Origin of the sequence: Stappia sp. TSB10GB4 (assembly GCF_900185745.1) — a bacterium.
Classification (GTDB): Bacteria; Pseudomonadota; Alphaproteobacteria; order Rhizobiales; family Stappiaceae; genus Stappia.
Genome location: NZ_FYAV01000069.1, coordinates 25,171 through 42,001 on the forward strand (window position 1 = coordinate 25,171; position 16,831 = coordinate 42,001).

17 protein-coding genes are annotated in these 16,831 nt (G+C 65.0%); 15 read left to right on the forward strand and 2 right to left on the reverse strand.

Going from position 1 to position 16,831, the window contains the following annotated elements; all coding sequences use genetic code 11:
* The first annotated feature begins 70 nt into the window (after positions 1 to 70).
* The 6 genes from TSB10GB4_RS19620 (at position 71) to TSB10GB4_RS19645 (ending at position 5,321) form a co-directional block, all read left to right on the forward strand.
* Complete coding sequence (locus TSB10GB4_RS19620) at positions 71 to 730, forward strand: sulfate transporter family protein (protein WP_186397128.1); 660 nt, start codon at positions 71 to 73, stop codon at positions 728 to 730.
* A gap of 203 nt (positions 731 to 933) precedes the next feature.
* Positions 934 to 1,332, forward strand: a complete 399-nt coding sequence (gene sdhC, locus TSB10GB4_RS19625) for a succinate dehydrogenase, cytochrome b556 subunit (protein WP_186388695.1) — start codon at positions 934 to 936, stop codon at positions 1,330 to 1,332.
* A gap of 14 nt (positions 1,333 to 1,346) precedes the next feature.
* Positions 1,347 to 1,730 (forward strand): succinate dehydrogenase, hydrophobic membrane anchor protein, encoded by a 384-nt coding sequence (sdhD, locus tag TSB10GB4_RS19630; protein ID WP_186397129.1) that lies wholly within the window; start codon positions 1,347 to 1,349, stop codon positions 1,728 to 1,730.
* Between the two features lie 5 nt (positions 1,731 to 1,735).
* Positions 1,736 to 3,565: a succinate dehydrogenase flavoprotein subunit gene (gene sdhA, locus TSB10GB4_RS19635; RefSeq protein ID WP_186388697.1), complete on the forward strand. Its 1,830-nt coding sequence runs from the start codon at positions 1,736 to 1,738 to the stop codon at positions 3,563 to 3,565.
* A 61-nt stretch (positions 3,566 to 3,626) separates the two neighbouring features.
* Positions 3,627 to 4,469, forward strand: a complete 843-nt coding sequence (locus TSB10GB4_RS19640) for an FkbM family methyltransferase (RefSeq protein WP_186397130.1) — start codon at positions 3,627 to 3,629, stop codon at positions 4,467 to 4,469.
* Positions 4,470 to 4,538: 69 nt separating this feature from the next.
* The gene (locus TSB10GB4_RS19645; RefSeq protein ID WP_067223334.1) at positions 4,539 to 5,321 is read left to right on the forward strand and encodes a succinate dehydrogenase iron-sulfur subunit; all 783 of its coding nucleotides are present in this window, start codon (positions 4,539 to 4,541) and stop codon (positions 5,319 to 5,321) included.
* Positions 5,322 to 5,394: 73 nt separating this feature from the next.
* Here TSB10GB4_RS19645 and TSB10GB4_RS19650 read toward each other — a convergent pair whose 3' ends face one another.
* Entirely contained in the window at positions 5,395 to 5,772 is a 378-nt protein-coding gene (locus TSB10GB4_RS19650; RefSeq protein ID WP_186397131.1) for an MAPEG family protein, read from the reverse strand.
* A 152-nt stretch (positions 5,773 to 5,924) separates the two neighbouring features.
* Here TSB10GB4_RS19650 and TSB10GB4_RS19655 point away from each other — a divergent pair, with 152 nt between their 5' ends.
* Together TSB10GB4_RS19655 and TSB10GB4_RS19660 are read left to right on the forward strand one after the other, a co-directional pair.
* Complete coding sequence (locus TSB10GB4_RS19655) at positions 5,925 to 6,266, forward strand: carboxymuconolactone decarboxylase family protein (protein WP_186388700.1); 342 nt, start codon at positions 5,925 to 5,927, stop codon at positions 6,264 to 6,266.
* 223 nt (positions 6,267 to 6,489) lie between these two features.
* Entirely contained in the window at positions 6,490 to 6,939 is a 450-nt protein-coding gene (locus tag TSB10GB4_RS19660; protein ID WP_186388701.1) for a low molecular weight phosphatase family protein, read from the forward strand.
* Positions 6,940 to 6,965: 26 nt separating this feature from the next.
* Here TSB10GB4_RS19660 and TSB10GB4_RS19665 read toward each other — a convergent pair whose 3' ends face one another.
* Positions 6,966 to 7,538 (reverse strand): GNAT family N-acetyltransferase, encoded by a 573-nt coding sequence (locus TSB10GB4_RS19665; protein WP_186388702.1) that lies wholly within the window; start codon positions 7,536 to 7,538, stop codon positions 6,966 to 6,968.
* Positions 7,539 to 7,889: 351 nt separating this feature from the next.
* On the opposite strand from TSB10GB4_RS19665, the gene TSB10GB4_RS19670 reads away from it, so the two are divergent.
* From TSB10GB4_RS19670 to TSB10GB4_RS19700, 7 genes are all read left to right on the forward strand, one after another.
* Complete coding sequence (locus tag TSB10GB4_RS19670; protein ID WP_186397133.1) at positions 7,890 to 8,456, forward strand: AprI/Inh family metalloprotease inhibitor; 567 nt, start codon at positions 7,890 to 7,892, stop codon at positions 8,454 to 8,456.
* Between the two features lie 52 nt (positions 8,457 to 8,508).
* The gene (locus TSB10GB4_RS19675; protein WP_186397134.1) at positions 8,509 to 8,916 is read left to right on the forward strand and encodes a carboxymuconolactone decarboxylase family protein; all 408 of its coding nucleotides are present in this window, start codon (positions 8,509 to 8,511) and stop codon (positions 8,914 to 8,916) included.
* Positions 8,917 to 9,058: 142 nt separating this feature from the next.
* Positions 9,059 to 10,222 carry a cell division protein ZapE gene (zapE, locus tag TSB10GB4_RS19680; protein ID WP_186397135.1) on the forward strand — a complete coding sequence of 388 codons (1,164 nt, stop codon included), beginning with the start codon at positions 9,059 to 9,061 and terminating at the stop codon, positions 10,220 to 10,222.
* Positions 10,223 to 10,365: 143 nt separating this feature from the next.
* Positions 10,366 to 11,328, forward strand: coding sequence for a malate dehydrogenase (mdh, locus tag TSB10GB4_RS19685; protein WP_186388706.1), 963 nt, complete (start codon positions 10,366 to 10,368; stop codon positions 11,326 to 11,328).
* Between the two features lie 77 nt (positions 11,329 to 11,405).
* Positions 11,406 to 12,605, forward strand: a complete 1,200-nt coding sequence (sucC, locus tag TSB10GB4_RS19690; protein WP_186397136.1) for an ADP-forming succinate--CoA ligase subunit beta — start codon at positions 11,406 to 11,408, stop codon at positions 12,603 to 12,605.
* Positions 12,605 to 13,513, forward strand: coding sequence for a succinate--CoA ligase subunit alpha (gene sucD / locus TSB10GB4_RS19695; protein WP_186388708.1), 909 nt, complete (start codon positions 12,605 to 12,607; stop codon positions 13,511 to 13,513). The genes sucC and sucD overlap by 1 nt, the downstream gene beginning before the upstream one ends.
* Positions 13,514 to 13,716: 203 nt before the next feature.
* Positions 13,717 to 16,701: a 2-oxoglutarate dehydrogenase E1 component gene (locus tag TSB10GB4_RS19700; RefSeq protein ID WP_186397137.1), complete on the forward strand. Its 2,985-nt coding sequence runs from the start codon at positions 13,717 to 13,719 to the stop codon at positions 16,699 to 16,701.
* The last annotated feature ends 130 nt before the right edge of the window (positions 16,702 to 16,831 follow it).

Consider the following 16,831-nt stretch of genomic DNA (forward strand, 5'->3'; position numbering starts at 1 on the left):
GCTTGTGGTGGACGCGCCGGCTTCCTAAGTGAGGGGCGAGACAGCTCGCGAGAAGGACCGCGTTCCCGATATGATTTCCTCCGCCCTGCGCGCGCTCACCCAGATCTTCGAGCCCCCCTTGCGGGCAATCTTCTGGAAGACGCTCGGCTACACCCTGGCGCTGCTGTTCGTGGTCTGGCTCGCCCTGAACGGTGCCGTCGCTGCCCTGGTCAGCCTGCCCTATCCTTGGCTTGAGACGGTCCTGTCGCTGCTGACGGGCATCGGGGTGATCTTCCTGCTCGGCTTTCTCGTCGCACCCGTGACCGCGATCATCGCCGGCCTGTTGCAGGATGATATCGCCGAGGTGGTGGAGCGTGACGACTATCCGGCGCACCCGCCGGGCAAGGCCCTGCCGCTGTCGGTTGCCCTGCCGCAGGCGATCAAGTTTGCCGGCATCGTCATCGCCGGCAACCTTCTGGCCTTGCTGCTGCTGCTCGTGCCCGGCGTCAATCTGGTCGCCTTCTTCGTGATCAACGGATATCTGCTCGGCCGCGAGTTCTTCGAGTTCGCGGCGACGCGGTTTCGTCCGCCGGAAGAAGCGCGTGCATTGCGACGCTCCCATTCGGGCACCGTTTTCCTGGCTGGGCTGGCAATCGCCGCCTTCCTCGCCGTGCCGCTGCTCAACCTGCTGACGCCGATCTTCGCCACGGTGATGATGGTACATCTGCACAAGCGTCTGACGTATAGGTAAGGCGTTTTGAGGAGTGGAGCGCCGACCGGCCGCCGCACGCGTCGAAGCCTGCTTTGGATCGGCATCGAAATCCGTGCTCCGTCTTATCCGACAGGATATTTTGACGTACCCGTCCGATGGAGTTAGAAGGCGGGTATACAAGGCCCTGATTTAGCTAACGTTTACGTAAGCGTAAGCCGATGAGGGAGACGGGAGAACAATCCATGTCGGACGTCGGGACGAGAAACAGCCGGCCGCTTTCGCCGCATCTCCAGATCTACAAACCCATCCTCACAATGGTCATGTCGATCCTGCACCGCATCACGGGCGGGGCGCTGTATTTCGGCACGATCCTTGTTGCCTGGTGGCTGGTGGCGGCAGCAGCGGGGCCGGAGTATTTCGACTTCGTCAACACTCTGTATGGGTCGATTCTCGGGCGGCTGGTGCTGTTCGGCTTCACCTGGGCGCTGGTCCACCACATGCTGGGCGGAATGCGGCACTTCATCTGGGACATGGGACACGGATTCGGTCCCGAGGCCCGTGAGTGGCTCGCCCGCGCGACGATCATCGGTTCCGTGTCCTTGACGATCCTGCTGTGGGTCGTCGGCTATGCGGTTCGTTGAAGGAGGCTCGACCCATGACTGACATGCGCACACCGCTCGCGCGCGTTCGCGGCCTCGGCTCCGCCAGGGACGGTACCATGCATTTCTGGCGCCAGCGCGTCACCGCCGTCGCCAATGTCTTCCTGATCACCTTCTTCGTGATCCTGATCATCACCCTGCAGGGCGGCGATCACGCATCGGTCGCGGCCGCCCTCGCCAATCCGCTGGTGGCGATCGTCATGCTGATGGTGGTGGTCTCCGGCACCTATCACATGAAGCTCGGCATGCAGGTCATCATCGAGGACTATGTGCACGGCGAGTTGACCAAGTTCCTGGCGCTGATGGCCAACACCTTCTTTTCGGCGTTCATCGGCCTTGCGTCGATCTTTGCCGTCCTCAAGATCAGCTTCGGAGGCTGAACACCATGGCAGGACAAGCCTATTCCTTCGTCGATCACCGCTATGACGTGGTGGTCGTGGGAGCCGGTGGCGCCGGCCTGCGGGCGACGCTCGGCATGGCCGAGCAGGGTCTCAGGACCGCCTGTATCTCCAAGGTCTTCCCGACCCGCTCCCACACGGTCGCGGCGCAGGGCGGCATCGCCGCCTCGCTGCAGAACATGACGCCCGACTGCTGGCAGTGGCACATGTATGACACGGTGAAGGGCTCCGACTGGCTCGGTGATACCGACGCCATGGAGTATCTGGCCCGCGAGGCGCCGAAGGCGGTCTACGAACTGGAGCATTACGGCGTGCCGTTCTCGCGCACCGAGGACGGCCGGATCTATCAGCGTCCCTTTGGCGGTCATATGCAGAACTATGGCGACGGCCCCCCGGTGCAGCGCACCTGCGCCGCCGCCGATCGCACGGGCCATGCCATCCTGCACACGCTCTACGGCCAGTCGCTGCGCAACAATGCCGAGTTCTTCATCGAGTATTTCGCGCTCGATCTGATCATGTCCGAGGACGGGATTTGCCAGGGCGTCATCGCCTGGAACCTCGACGACGGCACCATTCACCGTTTCGCCGCCAAGATGGTGGTGCTGGCCACCGGCGGCTATGGCCGGGCCTATTTCTCGGCGACGTCCGCCCACACCTGCACCGGTGACGGCGGCGGCATGGTGGCGCGTGCCGGCCTGCCGCTGCAGGACATGGAATTCGTGCAGTTCCATCCGACCGGCATCTACGGCGCCGGCTGCCTGATCACCGAAGGCGCGCGCGGCGAAGGCGGCTATCTCGTAAACTCCGAGGGCGAGCGCTTCATGGAGCGCTATGCTCCCTCGGCCAAGGATCTCGCTTCCCGCGACGTCGTCTCGCGCTGCATGACGATGGAAATCCGCGAGGGGCGTGGTGTGGGCAAGAACAAGGACCACATCTTCCTGCATCTCGACCATCTCGATCCGGCCATCCTGGGCGAGCGCCTGCCGGGCATTTCCGAGTCGGCGAAGATCTTCGCCGGTGTCGACGTGACCAAGGAGCCGATCCCGGTCCTGCCGACCGTTCACTACAACATGGGCGGCATTCCCACGAACTACTGGGGCGAGGTGCTGAACCCGACGGCGGACGATCCGCATGCCATCCAACCGGGTCTGATGGCCGTCGGCGAGGCGGGCTGCGCCTCGGTGCACGGTGCCAACCGCCTCGGGTCCAACTCGCTGATCGACCTTGTCGTCTTCGGGCGGGCTGCGGCGATCAAGGCCGGCGAGGTGATCGATCGCAAGTCGGCGGTGCCGACGCCCGACGAAGCCTGCTGCGACCGGATCATGGGACATTTCGACCGGCTCCGTCATGCCAATGGCGGCACGCCGACCGCGCAGTTGCGCGAGAAGATGCAGCGCGCCATGCAGGAGGACGCCGCCGTCTTCCGCACCCAGGAAAGCCTGGAGCAGGGCTGCCGGCGCCTGTCGCAGATCTGGGGGGAGATGGCCGACCTCAAGGTCACCGACCGCTCGATGATCTGGAATTCCGATCTGGTGGAAACGCTGGAGCTTGAGAACCTGATGGCCAACGCCATCACCACGGTCTTCGGCGCCGAAGCGCGCAAGGAGAGCCGTGGCGCCCATGCCCGCGAGGACTACAAGGACGGTCCGATGGGCGGTCGCGACGACGAGAACTGGCGCAAGCACACGCTTGCCTGGGTCGACGAGGCCGGCAAGGTGACGCTCAAGTATCGCCCGGTGATCACCGAGCCGCTGACCACCTACGAGGAAGGCGGCATCGACCCGAAGAAGATCGCGCCGAAGGCGCGCGTCTACTGATGGAGACTGCGCACCGACCGGGCCTTGAAGGTTTTGCCGGTGCGCCTGGAGCCCTGCGGACATGACGGCGGCAGCCACACTCGTCGATACGACCTCTCCCTTCGGGACCTACCGAGCCCGGGGACTGGCGCGTTTCGCGTGGCGGCTCGCCGACTGGCATGATCTCGCACCGACCTTACGCAAGAAGTTGCGGGCGGTCGTTGCCCGCCTCTTCGCCGGGCCCTTCGATGCCGAGGTCGAAGGGCTCCGCTTCCGGCTCTATCCCGGCTCCAACTATGACGACCGCAAGATCCTGGCGCGGCAGCGCCTGCCCGAGCGGGCAGAGCGGCACTTCCTTGCCGCCCACCTGCACAAGGGCACGGTCTTCGTCGATGTCGGTGCCAATGTCGGCAGCTACAGCCTTGCCGCAGCGCGCTGCGGCGCCACCGTTCTGGCGGTGGAGGCCAATCCGGAAACGGCGGGGCGCCTTGCCTTCAACATCGCCGCCAACGGACTGGCGGGAATAGATCTGGCGACGGTTGCCGTCGGCGAACGCCGCGGAACGATGGAGTTGTGGAGCGAGCCCAGCAATTGCGGCTTTGCGACCCTGTTGCCGGACCTGACGGAGGAATGGCAGGGCGACTGGCGGCCGCGCCAGGTTCGCGTGGAGCCGCTGGCGGAGATCCTGGTGAGCCACGGCGTGACGCGCGTCGACGTTCTGAAGGTCGATGTCGAGGGATACGAAGACCGGGTTCTGCTGCCCTATATCAGGTCGACGGATCCGAGCGGCCACCCCGGTGCGATCCTACTGGAAACCAACTGCCGCGAGCATTGGCAGGAAGACTGCCTCGCCGTGCTCGCTGCCTCCGGCTATCGGGTCGAAGGCGAAACGAAAGACAATGTGCTGCTGAGGCGTGCTGCCTGAGCGGCTGGAACGTGAACGGAATGGACGGCTGGCCCGAATTCGGCCGACCGAAACGCGGAGCGACGAGACATGGTACAGTTGACGCTTCCCAAGAACTCCCAGGTCACCCAGGGCAAGGTCTGGGACAAGCCGGCCGGCGCCACCAACCTGCGGGAATACCGCATCTATCGCTGGAACCCGGATGATGGCCGCAACCCGCGCGTCGATACCTATTTCGTCGATCTCGACGATTGCGGACCGATGGTTCTGGATGGGCTCATCTACATCAAGAACAACATCGATCCGACGCTGACTTTCCGTCGTTCGTGTCGCGAGGGCATCTGCGGGTCCTGCGCGATGAACATCGACGGGACCAATACGCTGGCCTGTACCCGCGGCATGGAGGAGATCGGCGACGGCCCGGTGAAGATCTATCCGCTGCCGCACATGCCGGTGGTGAAGGACCTTGTGCCGGACCTGACCCGCTTCTACGCCCAGCACCGCTCCATCGAGCCCTGGCTGCAGACGACGACGCCGGCTCCGGAGAAGGAGTGGCGCCAGAGCCACGAGGACCGCGCCAAGCTCGACGGCCTCTACGAGTGCATCCTGTGCGCCTGCTGCTCGACCTCGTGCCCGAGCTACTGGTGGAACGGCGACCGCTATCTCGGTCCGGCCATCCTGCTGCAGGCCTATCGCTGGCTGATCGATTCGCGCGACGAGGCGACGGGCGAGCGCCTCGACAATCTCGAGGATCCGTTCCGCCTCTATCGCTGCCACACGATCATGAACTGTTCGCAGGCCTGTCCGAAGGGCCTGAACCCGGCCAAGGCGATTGCCGAGATCAAGAAGATGATGGTCGAGCGCCGCGTCTGACGCGCTCGCCCTTCAGGTTTCGCCACTTTTCGAAAGGCCGTCCGGAGCGATCCCGGCGGCCTTTTGCGTTGCCTCAGCTCCAGACCGGGCTGGTGAAGATCGCCACGCTGGAGAGGAACCCGACGGCCCAGGCAAGCGAGCGGGGAGTTGCCCGGTCGGTCCAGTAGCAGAAGATGAAGATCAGCCGGGCGCCGATGAACAGCCCGGCCAACCGGTCGATCCACTCCGCATCCCCGCCCTGCCAGAGCCCGACGATAACGGCGGCCGCGAACAGCGGCAGGGCCTCGAAACCGTTGGCCTGGGCTGCTGCCGCACGGGCGCGAAAGCCGTCCTTCCAGTAGTCCGGATCGCGCGGGCGCGCATTGTCGAACTCCTTGGAGAGCTTGCCCGGAAACGCGGAGACAATGGGCAGGATGGCGGCGGCAAGAATGCACCAGATAGCGAAGGGCATGGGCGGTCTTCCGGTTGGTTGCGCTCGGCGAAGAGGTGACCGGATTGCGTCGACCGGTCAAGCGGAAGCCTCCGTGCTTGATCCAGCGCAAGGTCCGTCTCTCGCCGCGCGGTTAGCGTCGCCGCACTCAAATCAACGCGGGATGACGCATCATGGCTGTCAACGACTGGAGTGCTTTTCTTGATCAGACGGATCTTAGGATGGCGGAGCTGCGCAGCGGGATACCCGGCGTTGCCAAGGGCTTCCACGAGACCGCGAAAGCTGCGATCGGACCGGGAGCGCTCGATTCCAAGACCAAGGAACTGATCGCCCTGGCGATCGGTATTGCGGCGCGCTGCGATGGCTGCCTTGCCTACCATGCAAAGGCGGCCGCGAAGTATGGGGCAACGCGCGAAGAGGTGCTCGAGGCGATCGGTGTCGCGGTCTATATGGGCGGTGGCCCCTCGATGATCTATGGGGCGGAGGCGCTGGCCGCCTACGACAGTTTCGCATGATGCGGCAGGGTGCATCGGACGCCGGCTGCGCCTTCTGATTGCCGTCTTTTCGCCCTGAACTCTCTCCCTGCTCGTCATATTGGCGTTTCCGATCCTCCGTATCACCTGCGCGGGGGCAGAAATCCGATTCGTTGTGCTGTCGTCGTGGGGCCGGCGGTGGAAACCGGCGTACGCAATGCCCATCTGCCATGCGAATGGGCCATGCGTGCAGCAAGGAGTACCGATGACTGTGAATGTCCTGTTCCTGTGCGATGACAACGCCAGGCTCAGCCCGATGGCCGAAGCCTATCTGAACGCAGATGACGGTCGCAGCATTCGCGCGTTCTCCGCCGGCCTCTCGCCGGCGCCCCGCCTTGCCGAAGGTGTCGAGCGTGTGCTCGCCGCCCATGGATTGTCAGCGGCAGATCTCCAGCCCAAGAGCTGGCAGTTGTTCGCGCTGCCACATGCTCCGGTGCCGGATGTGGTGGTCGGCCTGAGCGCAGCCGCGCTGGCTGCAACGCGCCGGGTCTGGCCGACCCATGCGCGGTTGCTTGACTGGTGCGTGGGCCCGCATACGTCGCGGCTGGTCGGGCGCGATGCGTTGCGCGATGCGTTTCATGAGCTGCGCCGGCGCATCAATCTGGCTCTTGAGGACGGGCTGTTCCGCCCGGTGGCCATGCGCCGGATCGCCTGACATGCGGCCACCAGCCGCGCGGGGCCTCAACCGCCAATCGGTCTGCGGGAGCGGTCCGTCAGCGCACCGATCAGCCCGAACAGGTCGGCGAGCCCTTCGCGGACCAGGCTGAACGCGGAAAAGCTGCGCGGCTCGATCCGGCCGACGATGTCGCCCATCTCGAATGTCAGGTCCGCGGTGAACTTGCGCGCCAGTTGCTGCATCGCGCGGTTGGTGGCGAGGCAGTTCATGTAGATATGCCGGCAGCCGCGGTTGCGGGCGGCGATCAGCGTCAGCTCCATCAGCCGGGTGCCGATGCCTGTCTGCTGGCAGCAAGGCTCGACCGAGAACGCGGCCTCGGCGATGGCGCGATCCTCGAACGGGCGCAATTCGGCGACCGCGCGCAGGCAGCCATCGACGAAATAGCCGTGAATCACCGTTCCGAGCGTGAAGCTGGTGTCTGCGTAGCACCGCAGAAAAGCATCGCTTGCAGGCATGGCGAAGCGGGCCCGGCGGGCGGTCGCGTCAAGCCGCAAGAGATGGTCGCGGAACTGCGCCAGATCGTTGTAGGTCAATTTCCTGTAGTAGCCGGCCTGCGGCTTGTCGGTTCGATACGACATGCGATGCTCCTGACAAAGACAGCACCGCTCCTCGGGTCTCCCCAGACCGCCCGGCAGTCATGACATCGCTCTGCGGCGGATTCGTGGCCGAGGCCGGAGATCCGACATCAGCTTGGTCTGGGCCATGATTTGGACCAATTGCCTCCGCATTGAAGGCGCGTCAACCATTTGGTCACCAAAACCGACAAGAATCGGCCGGGCCTGCGATGAGGGGTTGCGTCGGGAAATCCGCCTCTGCGGAGGCTGAAGCCGGAAGATGTCCGGTGGGGACGGACTGTCCCTGCGACGTTGCCGTCTGCAGATCCGCGAGCCGACCGTCCAGAGCATAGAACGAGCAAGGACAGATACATCATGACCCGTTCCTCCCGGTATGGCTCCCCCCTGGCAGCCGCGCTCTGCCTGACCGTGGCGCTCGCCGGCTGTCAGCGCCTGGGATACGGAGACCGAAGCGCCCCGCTTCCGGCAACGCCGACGGCCCCCGTCGCGAGCCAGTCGCTGGAGCCGTTGCGGCCGATGGAGCCGGCTCCCGGTACGGCGGGGCAGCCGCTTTACAGTGACCCGATGGGCCAGACGGATGTCGCTGCGGTCGATCCCGGCGCCGGTGCGGCCCCGAGCGGCCCCCCGGCCGGGGCACGGGAGATCGGCCGCAGCGATATGCTCGGCGGCTGGTCGATCACCTCCGGCGCGGACAATTGCAAGCTCTTCATGACGCTGACCACCTGGAGCGGCGGGTATCGCGCGAACTCCCGCGGCTGCGCGTCGCCGCAGATGCAGACGATCTCGGCCTGGGACCTGCAGGGCAAGCAGGTGCTGCTGAAGGATGCCAGCGGCACGACCATCGCGGAACTCTATGCGACCGGCGCCGAGACGTTCTCCGGCCGCACCACCTCCGGTGCGCCGATCCAGGTCTATCGGTAAGAGCCTGTCGCCCGAAGCCGCGGGCACGGGTTGAGACGTAAGGGACGAGGCGATGTCGATCTGGCCGATCCTGCAAGATGATCAACTCTCGCCTCGCGCGGCGGCGGTGATCGCGGATATCCGCGCCACCCGCAAGACGGATTTCATCAACAATTTCTGGCGCGTCCTTGCCAATGATCCGGCGCTTCTCGAGCGGACATGGGCGAGCCTGAAGGAGGTGATGGCCCCCGGCGCGCTCGACCCGCTCGTGAAGGAGATGCTCTACGTCGCTGTGTCGATCGCCAATGGTTGCGAGTATTGCATTCGCTCCCATACGACCGCAGCGCGCGCCAAGGGCATGAGCGAGGAGCAACTTGGCGAGTTGCTCGCCGTGGTCGGCATGGCCAGCGAGACCAACCGCCTGGCGACCGGCCTCCAGGTACCCGTCGATCGTGCCTTTCTCCCCGGCGAGACGGTCTGAGGCAGCGGGAGCCAGGCACTTGCCCTTGGCCGTACGCTCGGGCTATCCAGCGCAGGAGAGGCCCCTTGCGGGCAAGGGTTGCGTTTTCCAGAACCCGGCTCCACGGTCGGGTCTTTCACGGGCTGGTTTCAGGGACGGGTTGATGGCTGCTACGCACCCGGACGGGCGAACAATTCCGCTCGCGCATACGGTCACGGGACGCTACGACGCGCTCGTGGCTGCCGGAGAAATCGAGCGGGATCCGGCCCAGACCGAAGTTGCCGACGCCCTCGACCGGCTGAACGCGCTGCTGGCCGAGACCGGGCCCGCCTCCAAGAAGAGCGCTCTCGGCTGGCTGTTCGGCAAGCGCGGTGCCGCCAGGGCACCCGTCAGGGGGCTCTATGTCTGGGGCAAGGTCGGCCGCGGCAAGACCATGCTCATGGACCTCTTCTTCGATATCGCGATGATGAAGAAGAAGCGGCGGGTGCATTTCCATGAATTCATGGCGGACGTGCATGAGCGCGTCCATGCGGTCCGCGCCGCGATCCGGGACGGCAGGCTCGCGGGCGATGATCCGATCCCTCCGGTGGCGGCGGATCTGGCCGCCGACACCCGTCTCCTGTGCTTCGACGAGTTCACGGTGACCGACATCGCCGATGCGATGATTCTCGGCCGTCTCTTCACGCGGCTGTTCGAATTGGGCGTGGTGGTGGTCGCGACGTCGAACGTGGCCCCTGACGACCTCTATCGCGACGGGCTCAATCGGGGCCATTTCCTCGGCTTCGTCGACCTGCTCAAGACGCGCGTCGACGTGGTCTGCCTTGATGCGCGCACCGACTACCGCCTGGAGAAGCTTGCCGGCGCGCCGCTCTATCTGTCGCCGCTGGGCGCCGGCACCGAGCGGATGCTGGACGAACTCTGGCGCAAGCTCACCCATGGGCTGCCGGCGCACGAGGAGGTGCTGGAGGTGAAGGGACGCAAGATCCCGGTGTCCCGCACAGCCGCCGGCGTTGCCCGCTTCACCTTTGCCGAACTGTGCGAGAAGCCGCTCGGCGCGGCGGACTATCAGCGCCTGGCACTCTCCTATCACACATTCGTGCTGGAGGGCGTTCCGGTGATGGACCTGCCCCAGCGCAATGCCGCCAAGCGCTTCATCAACCTGGTGGATACGCTCTACAACAACCGCAACAAGCTGATCGTCTCCGCCGAGGCCGAACCCGAAGGGCTCTATCTCGCCTCCACCGGAACGGAGGCCTTCGAGTTCCAGCGCACGATCTCGCGTCTCGTCGAGATGCGGTCGCAGGCCTGGCTGAGCGAGCCGGCCTGAGGAAAACCGGCGCCTGAGTTGGGCCAGCGGACCTGCCGCTAGCCCTTCGATTAGCTTGCACGCACGCGCCAAAGGGTTTAGTGCCATGCGCGACCGTTGAGAACGGCCAATGCTCCATTTTACGTAAAGGGAAGCAACAGGATATGGCTCGGAACAAGATCGCTCTGATCGGCGCAGGACAGATCGGCGGCACGCTCGCCCACCTCGCCGGCCTGAAGGAACTCGGCGACATCGTCCTCTTCGACATCGCTGAAGGCACCCCCCAGGGCAAGGCGCTCGACCTTGCCGAATCCTCCCCGGTCGATGGCTTCGACGCCAAGCTCTCCGGCGCCAATTCCTACGAGGCGATCGCCGGTGCCGATGTGGTGATCGTCACCGCCGGCGTGCCGCGCAAGCCCGGCATGAGCCGCGACGACCTGCTCGAGATCAACCTCAAGGTGATGGAGCAGGTGGGCGCGGGCATCAAGGCGCATGCTCCGAACGCCTTCGTCATCTGCATCACCAACCCGCTCGACGCGATGGTCTGGGCCCTGCAGAAGTTCTCCGGCCTGCCGGCCAACAAGGTCGTCGGCATGGCCGGCGTGCTGGACTCCGCCCGCTTCCGCTACTTCCTCGCCGAGGAGTTCAACGTCTCCGTCGAGGACGTGACCGCCTTCGTGCTGGGTGGCCATGGCGACACCATGGTGCCGCTGACCCGCTACTCCACCGTCGCCGGCATTCCGCTCCCGGACCTCGTCAAGATGGGCTGGTGCACCGCCGAGCGTCTGGAAGAGATCGTCCAGCGCACCCGTGACGGCGGCGCCGAGATCGTCGGCCTGCTGAAGACCGGCTCGGCCTTCTACGCGCCGGCCGCCTCTGCCATCGCCATGGCCGAGAGCTACCTGAAGGACAAGAAGCGCGTGCTGCCCTGCGCCGCGCATCTGACCGGCCAGTACGGCCTCACCGACACCTATGTGGGCGTTCCGGTGGTGATCGGTGCCGACGGTGTCGAGCGCATCATCGAGATCTCTCTCGAAGGCGAGGAAAAGGCCAATTTCGACAAGTCCGTCGCGGCTGTCGACGGCCTGGTCGAGGCCTGCAAGAAGATCCAGCCGGCGCTTGCCTGAGGACGTTTTCACGGGAGGCCGCTGGCCTCCCGTCTCGCATCGGGCGAGCTCTGTCAAAACCATCCGGGGATAGACACATGAACATCCACGAATACCAGGCCAAAGAGGTTCTTAAGGCCTACGGCGCGCCGGTGGCCAAGGGCGTGGCCATCTTCTCGGCCGACGAGGCCGAGGCCGCTGCCAAGCAGCTTCCCGGCCCGCTCTGGGTCGTCAAGTCCCAGATCCATGCCGGCGGTCGCGGCAAGGGCAAGTTCAAGGAACTCGGCCCCGACGCCAAGGGCGGCGTTCGTCTCGCCTTCTCGCTGGACGAGGTGAAGTCGCACGCGGCCGAAATGCTCGGCAACACGCTGGTGACCAAGCAGACCGGCGCGGCCGGCAAGGTCGTCAACCGCCTCTATATCGAGGACGGCGCCGACATCGAGCGCGAGCTTTATCTCTCGATTCTCGTCGACCGCACCGTCGGCCGTCCGGCTTTCGTCGTTTCGACTGAAGGCGGCATGGACATCGAGGCCGTGGCCGAGGAGACGCCGGAGAAGATCCATACGCTCCCGATCGATCCGGACACGGGCGTGACCGAGGCCGATGCGGCCAAGCTCTGCGATGCGCTGGAGCTGACCGGTGCGGCGCGCGAGGACGGCATGACGCTGTTCCCGATCCTGCACAAGGCCTTCGTCGAGAAGGACATGAGCCTGCTTGAGGTCAACCCGCTGATCGTCATGAAGGACGGCCGCCTGCGCGTTCTCGACGCCAAGGTCTCCTTCGACGGCAACGCTCTCTTCCGCCATCCGGAGATCGTCGAACTGCGCGACATCACCGAGGAGGACGAGAAGGAAATCGAGGCCTCCAAGTACGACCTCGCCTATGTGGCGCTCGAGGGCGACATCGGCTGCATGGTCAATGGCGCTGGCCTTGCCATGGCGACCATGGACATCATCAAGCTCTACGGCGCCGAGCCGGCGAACTTCCTCGATGTCGGCGGTGGCGCCTCCAAGGAGAAGGTCACGGCCGCGTTCAAGATCATCACCTCCGATCCGAACGTGAAGGGCATCCTGGTCAACATCTTCGGCGGCATCATGCGCTGCGACGTGATCGCGGAAGGCGTGCTGGCGGCGGTGAAGGAAGTCGGCCTCCAGGTGCCGCTCGTCGTTCGCCTGGAAGGTACCAATGTCGAACTCGGCAAGAAGATCATTTCCGAAAGCGGTCTCAACGTGATCGCCGCGGATGACCTCGACGACGCTGCTCAGAAGATCGTCAAGGCCGTGAAGGAGGCCGCCTGATGTCCATTCTCGTCAACAAAGACACCAAGGTCATCGTCCAGGGCCTGACCGGCAAGACCGGTACGTTCCACACGGAGCAGGCCCTGGCCTATTACGGCACCAAGATGGTCGCCGGCGTGCATCCCAAGAAGGGCGGCGAAAGCTGGACTTCGGGGGTTGATGCGGCCGCTTCGCTGCCGATCTTCGCCAGCGTCGGCGAGGCCAAGGAAGCGACCGGCGCCGATGCATCGGTGATCTACGTTCCGCCGGCAGGCGCGGGCGCCGCGATCATCGAGGCGATCGAGGCCGAGGTGCCGCTCATCGTCTGCATCACGGAAGGAATTCCGGTCGCCGACATGGTCAAGGTCAAGGCCCGGCTGGAGAAGTCCAAGTCGCGTCTACTCGGCCCGAACTGCCCGGGCGTTCTGACGCCGGAAGAGTGCAAGATCGGCATCATGCCGGGCTCCATCTTCAAGAAGGGCTCGGTCGGCGTCGTCTCGCGCTCCGGCACGCTGACCTATGAGGCGGTGTTCCAGACCTCGAACGCGGGCCTCGGCCAGACCACGGCCGTCGGCATCGGCGGCGATCCGGTCAAGGGCACCGAATTCATCGACATCCTGGAGATGTTCCTCGCCGACGACGCGACCAAGTCGATCATCATGATCGGCGAGATCGGCGGCTCGGCGGAGGAAGAGGCCGCCCAGTTCCTCAAGGACGAGGCCAAGAAGGGCCGCAGCAAGCCGATGGCCGGCTTCATCGCGGGCCGTACGGCGCCTCCGGGCCGCACCATGGGCCATGCCGGCGCAGTCATCTCCGGCGGCAAGGGCGGCGCCGAGGACAAGATCGCGGCGATGGAAGAGGCGGGCATCCGCGTCTCCCCGTCGCCGGCCAAGCTCGGCGAGACCCTGCTTGAGGTTCTCAAGGGCTGATTTTTCGCGATAACCGGTTTTTTACCGAGTTCGCAGCCACATATGGAGCACGGGAGCTTCCCTCAAGGAAGTTTCCCGTGTACCGCTTTGAACAGGAGCGGCGCGGGACACGCATCGCGCTGCTTCATCCCACATCCGTTTATCGGGGCGCTGCGTGAAAGGGCTCCCCTCAACAGGCGGGCGGGGGTAACCTCGCTATGGTGATGGCTCGGCAGGACGCGAACAATGCCTTCGCGATGACGTCGTTTCTTTACGGCGGCAACGCAGCGTATATTGAAGATCTCTACGCGCGCTTCAAGGAAGATCCCGGCTCTCTCGACGAGACGTGGCGCGACTTCTTCTCCAACCTGGCGGATGAAACGGCCGACGTTCTCAAGGAGGCGCGCGGCGCATCCTGGAAGCGTGCCGACTGGCCACCGACGGCCAGGGGCGACCTCGTCAACGCCTTCGACGGCAACTGGGCGCCGGTGGAGAAGGCGATCGGCGACAAGCTGAAGGCAAAGGCGGAAGAGAGGGGCAAAGCCCTGACCGATGCCGACGTCCAGCAGCAGACGCGCGATTCCGTGCGCGCGCTGATGATGATCCGCGCCTATCGCATGCGCGGTCACCTGCACGCCGACCTCGATCCGCTGAACCTCAAGGAGCAGATGGATCACGAGGAACTGCATCCCTCGTCCTACGGCTTTACCGAGGCCGACTGGGATCGCAAGATCTTCATCGACTACATGCTCGGCCTCGAATTCGCGACGCTTCGCGAGATGCTCGAGATCCTCAAGCGCACCTATTGCTCGACCCTCGGCGTCGAGTTCATGCACATCTCCAATCCGGCGGAGAAGGCGTGGATCCAGGAGCGCATCGAGGGGCCGGACAAGGAGATCGAGTTCACGCCGCGAGGCAAGAAGGCGATCCTCAACAAGCTGATCGAGGCCGAGGGCTTCGAGAAGTTCCTCGACGTCAAATACACCGGCACCAAGCGCTTCGGTCTTGACGGCGGTGAGGCGCTGCTTCCCGCGCTCGAACAGATCATCAAGCGCGGCGGTGCGCTTGGCGTCCAGGAGATCGTGCTCGGCATGGCCCATCGCGGCCGTCTCAACGTGCTCTCCCAGGTCATGGGCAAGCCGCTGCGGGCGATCTTCCACGAGTTCAAGGGCGGCTCCTTCGCCCCTGACGAGGTGGAGGGCTCGGGCGACGTCAAGTATCACCTCGGCGCCTCGTCGGACCGCGAGTTCGACGGCAACAAGGTGCACCTGTCGCTGACCGCCAATCCCTCGCATCTGGAGATCGTCGACCCGGTGGTGCTGGGCAAGGCGCGCGCCAAGCAGGACCAGCTTTCGGCGGTCAACGGCCACTGGGTCGAGACCACCGAAGTCGACCGCTCCAAGGTCCTGCCGCTGCTGCTGCATGGCGATGCGGCCTTCGCTGGCCAGGGCGTGGTCGCCGAGTGCTTCGGCCTCTCGGCGCTGCGCGGCCACCGGACCGGCGGGTCGATCCACTTCATCATCAACAACCAGATCGGGTTCACGACCAACCCGCGCTTCTCGCGGTCCTCGCCCTATCCCTCGGATGTGGCGAAGATGATCGAGGCGCCGATCTTCCACGTGAACGGCGACGATCCGGAAGCCGTGGTCTATGCGGCGAAGGTCGCGACGGAGTTCCGTCAACTCTTCGGCAAGCCGGTGGTGATCGACATGATCTGCTACCGCCGCTTCGGCCATAACGAGTCGGACGAGCCGGCGTTCACCCAGCCGATCATGTATCGCAAGATTCGCAGCCATCCGACGACGCTGCAGATCTATGCCGAGAAGCTGATCGGGGAAGGGGTGATCACCGCCGAGGAACTGGAGGCGATGCGCGCCGGTATGCGTGCCCGTCTCGACGAGGAGTTTGACGCCGGTCAGGCCTACAAGCCGAACAAGGCCGACTGGCTCGACGGCAAGTGGTCGGGCCTGAAGCAGGCTGAGGATCTCGACGATCCGCGGCGCGGCCAGACGGCGGTACCGACGGAAGACCTCAAGCTTGTCGGCAGCGCGCTGGCGCGAGTGCCCGAGGGCTTCAACATCCACCGCACGATCCGCCGCTTCCTCGACAATCGCGAGAAGATGTTCGACACCGGCGAGGGGATCGACTGGGCGACCGCCGAGGCGCTGGCCTTCGGCACCCTGCTGCTGGAAGGCCATCCGGTGCGCCTGTCGGGCCAGGATTGCGAGCGCGGCACGTTCTCGCAGCGCCATTCGGTCCTCTACGACCAGGAGGACGAGCAGCGCTACATTCCGCTGAACCATCTGCGCGAGGGGCAGGCCCGCTACGAGGTCATCAATTCGATGCTCTCCGAGGAGGCCGTGCTCGGGTTCGAATACGGCTACACGCTGACGGAGCCGAACGCCCTGACCCTTTGGGAAGCCCAGTTCGGCGACTTCGCCAACGGCGCGCAGGTGGTCTTCGACCAGTTCCTGTCGTCGGGCGAACGCAAGTGGCTGCGCATGTCGGGTCTCGTCTGCCTGCTCCCGCACGGCTACGAGGGCCAGGGTCCCGAGCACTCCTCGGCGCGCCTGGAGCGCTTCCTGCAGATGTGCGCGGAAGACAACATGCAGGTCGCCAACTGCACCACGCCGGCGAACTACTTCCACATCCTGCGCCGGCAGTTGAAGCGCGACTTCCGCAAGCCCTTGATCCTGATGACGCCGAAGTCCTTGCTGCGGCACAAGCGCGTGGTCAGCCGCCTCGACGAGTTCTCCGACGGGTCGGCGTTCCACCGCCTGCTGTGGGACGATGCGCAGCTCGAGGGCTACAGCGACATCAAGCTGAAGCCGGACAACAAGATCCGGCGCGTGGTCATGTGTTCGGGCAAGGTCTACTATGACCTGTTCGAGGAGCGCGAGAAGCGCGGCATCGACGATGTCTATCTCCTGCGCGTCGAGCAGCTTTATCCGTTCCCGACCAAGGCGCTGGTCTCCGAGCTGTCGCGGTTCAAGGATGCGGACTTCGTCTGGTGCCAGGAAGAGCCGAAGAACATGGGCTCCTGGTTCTTCGTGCAGTCCTATCTGGACTGGGTGCTGAGCCAGATCAACGCAAAGCATCCGCGTCCGCGCTATGTCGGCCGCGCCGCCTCCGCGGCGACGGCGACGGGTCTGATGTCCAAGCACATGGCGCAGTTGCAGGCGTTCCTCGACGAGGCGTTTGCCGACTAGCCCTTCCGGCTCCCGGGCGAAGGTCCGGGAGCCGATACCGTCCCGGTCCAAAGCAGCCGGGGATGCCCGACTCCATCGCTCGCGCGGACGCGAGAACCTGCTCCGCGCCGCCACCGGAAAGAGATTTTGA

Bases quoted from the DNA above. Each gene is read 5' to 3' on its own strand.
- TSB10GB4_RS19675 (WP_186397134.1), top strand. From the start codon at position 8,509: ATGTCGATCTGGCCGATCCTGCAAGATGATCAACTCTCGCCTCGCGCG.
- TSB10GB4_RS19620 (WP_186397128.1), top strand. From the start codon at position 71: ATGATTTCCTCCGCCCTGCGCGCGCTCACCCAGATCTTCGAGCCCCCC.
- TSB10GB4_RS19665 (WP_186388702.1), bottom strand. From the start codon at position 7,538: ATGTCGTATCGAACCGACAAGCCGCAGGCCGGCTACTACAGGAAATTG.
- sdhD (WP_186397129.1), top strand. From the start codon at position 1,347: ATGACTGACATGCGCACACCGCTCGCGCGCGTTCGCGGCCTCGGCTCC.
- sdhA (WP_186388697.1), top strand. From the start codon at position 1,736: ATGGCAGGACAAGCCTATTCCTTCGTCGATCACCGCTATGACGTGGTG.
- TSB10GB4_RS19660 (WP_186388701.1), top strand. From the start codon at position 6,490: ATGACTGTGAATGTCCTGTTCCTGTGCGATGACAACGCCAGGCTCAGC.
- TSB10GB4_RS19640 (WP_186397130.1), top strand. From the start codon at position 3,627: ATGACGGCGGCAGCCACACTCGTCGATACGACCTCTCCCTTCGGGACC.
- zapE (WP_186397135.1), top strand. From the start codon at position 9,059: ATGGCTGCTACGCACCCGGACGGGCGAACAATTCCGCTCGCGCATACG.
- TSB10GB4_RS19700 (WP_186397137.1), top strand. From the start codon at position 13,717: ATGGCTCGGCAGGACGCGAACAATGCCTTCGCGATGACGTCGTTTCTT.
- TSB10GB4_RS19655 (WP_186388700.1), top strand. From the start codon at position 5,925: ATGGCTGTCAACGACTGGAGTGCTTTTCTTGATCAGACGGATCTTAGG.
- mdh (WP_186388706.1), top strand. From the start codon at position 10,366: ATGGCTCGGAACAAGATCGCTCTGATCGGCGCAGGACAGATCGGCGGC.
- sucC (WP_186397136.1), top strand. From the start codon at position 11,406: ATGAACATCCACGAATACCAGGCCAAAGAGGTTCTTAAGGCCTACGGC.
- TSB10GB4_RS19650 (WP_186397131.1), bottom strand. From the start codon at position 5,772: ATGCCCTTCGCTATCTGGTGCATTCTTGCCGCCGCCATCCTGCCCATT.
- sdhC (WP_186388695.1), top strand. From the start codon at position 934: ATGTCGGACGTCGGGACGAGAAACAGCCGGCCGCTTTCGCCGCATCTC.
- TSB10GB4_RS19670 (WP_186397133.1), top strand. From the start codon at position 7,890: ATGACCCGTTCCTCCCGGTATGGCTCCCCCCTGGCAGCCGCGCTCTGC.
- sucD (WP_186388708.1), top strand. From the start codon at position 12,605: ATGTCCATTCTCGTCAACAAAGACACCAAGGTCATCGTCCAGGGCCTG.
- TSB10GB4_RS19645 (WP_067223334.1), top strand. From the start codon at position 4,539: ATGGTACAGTTGACGCTTCCCAAGAACTCCCAGGTCACCCAGGGCAAG.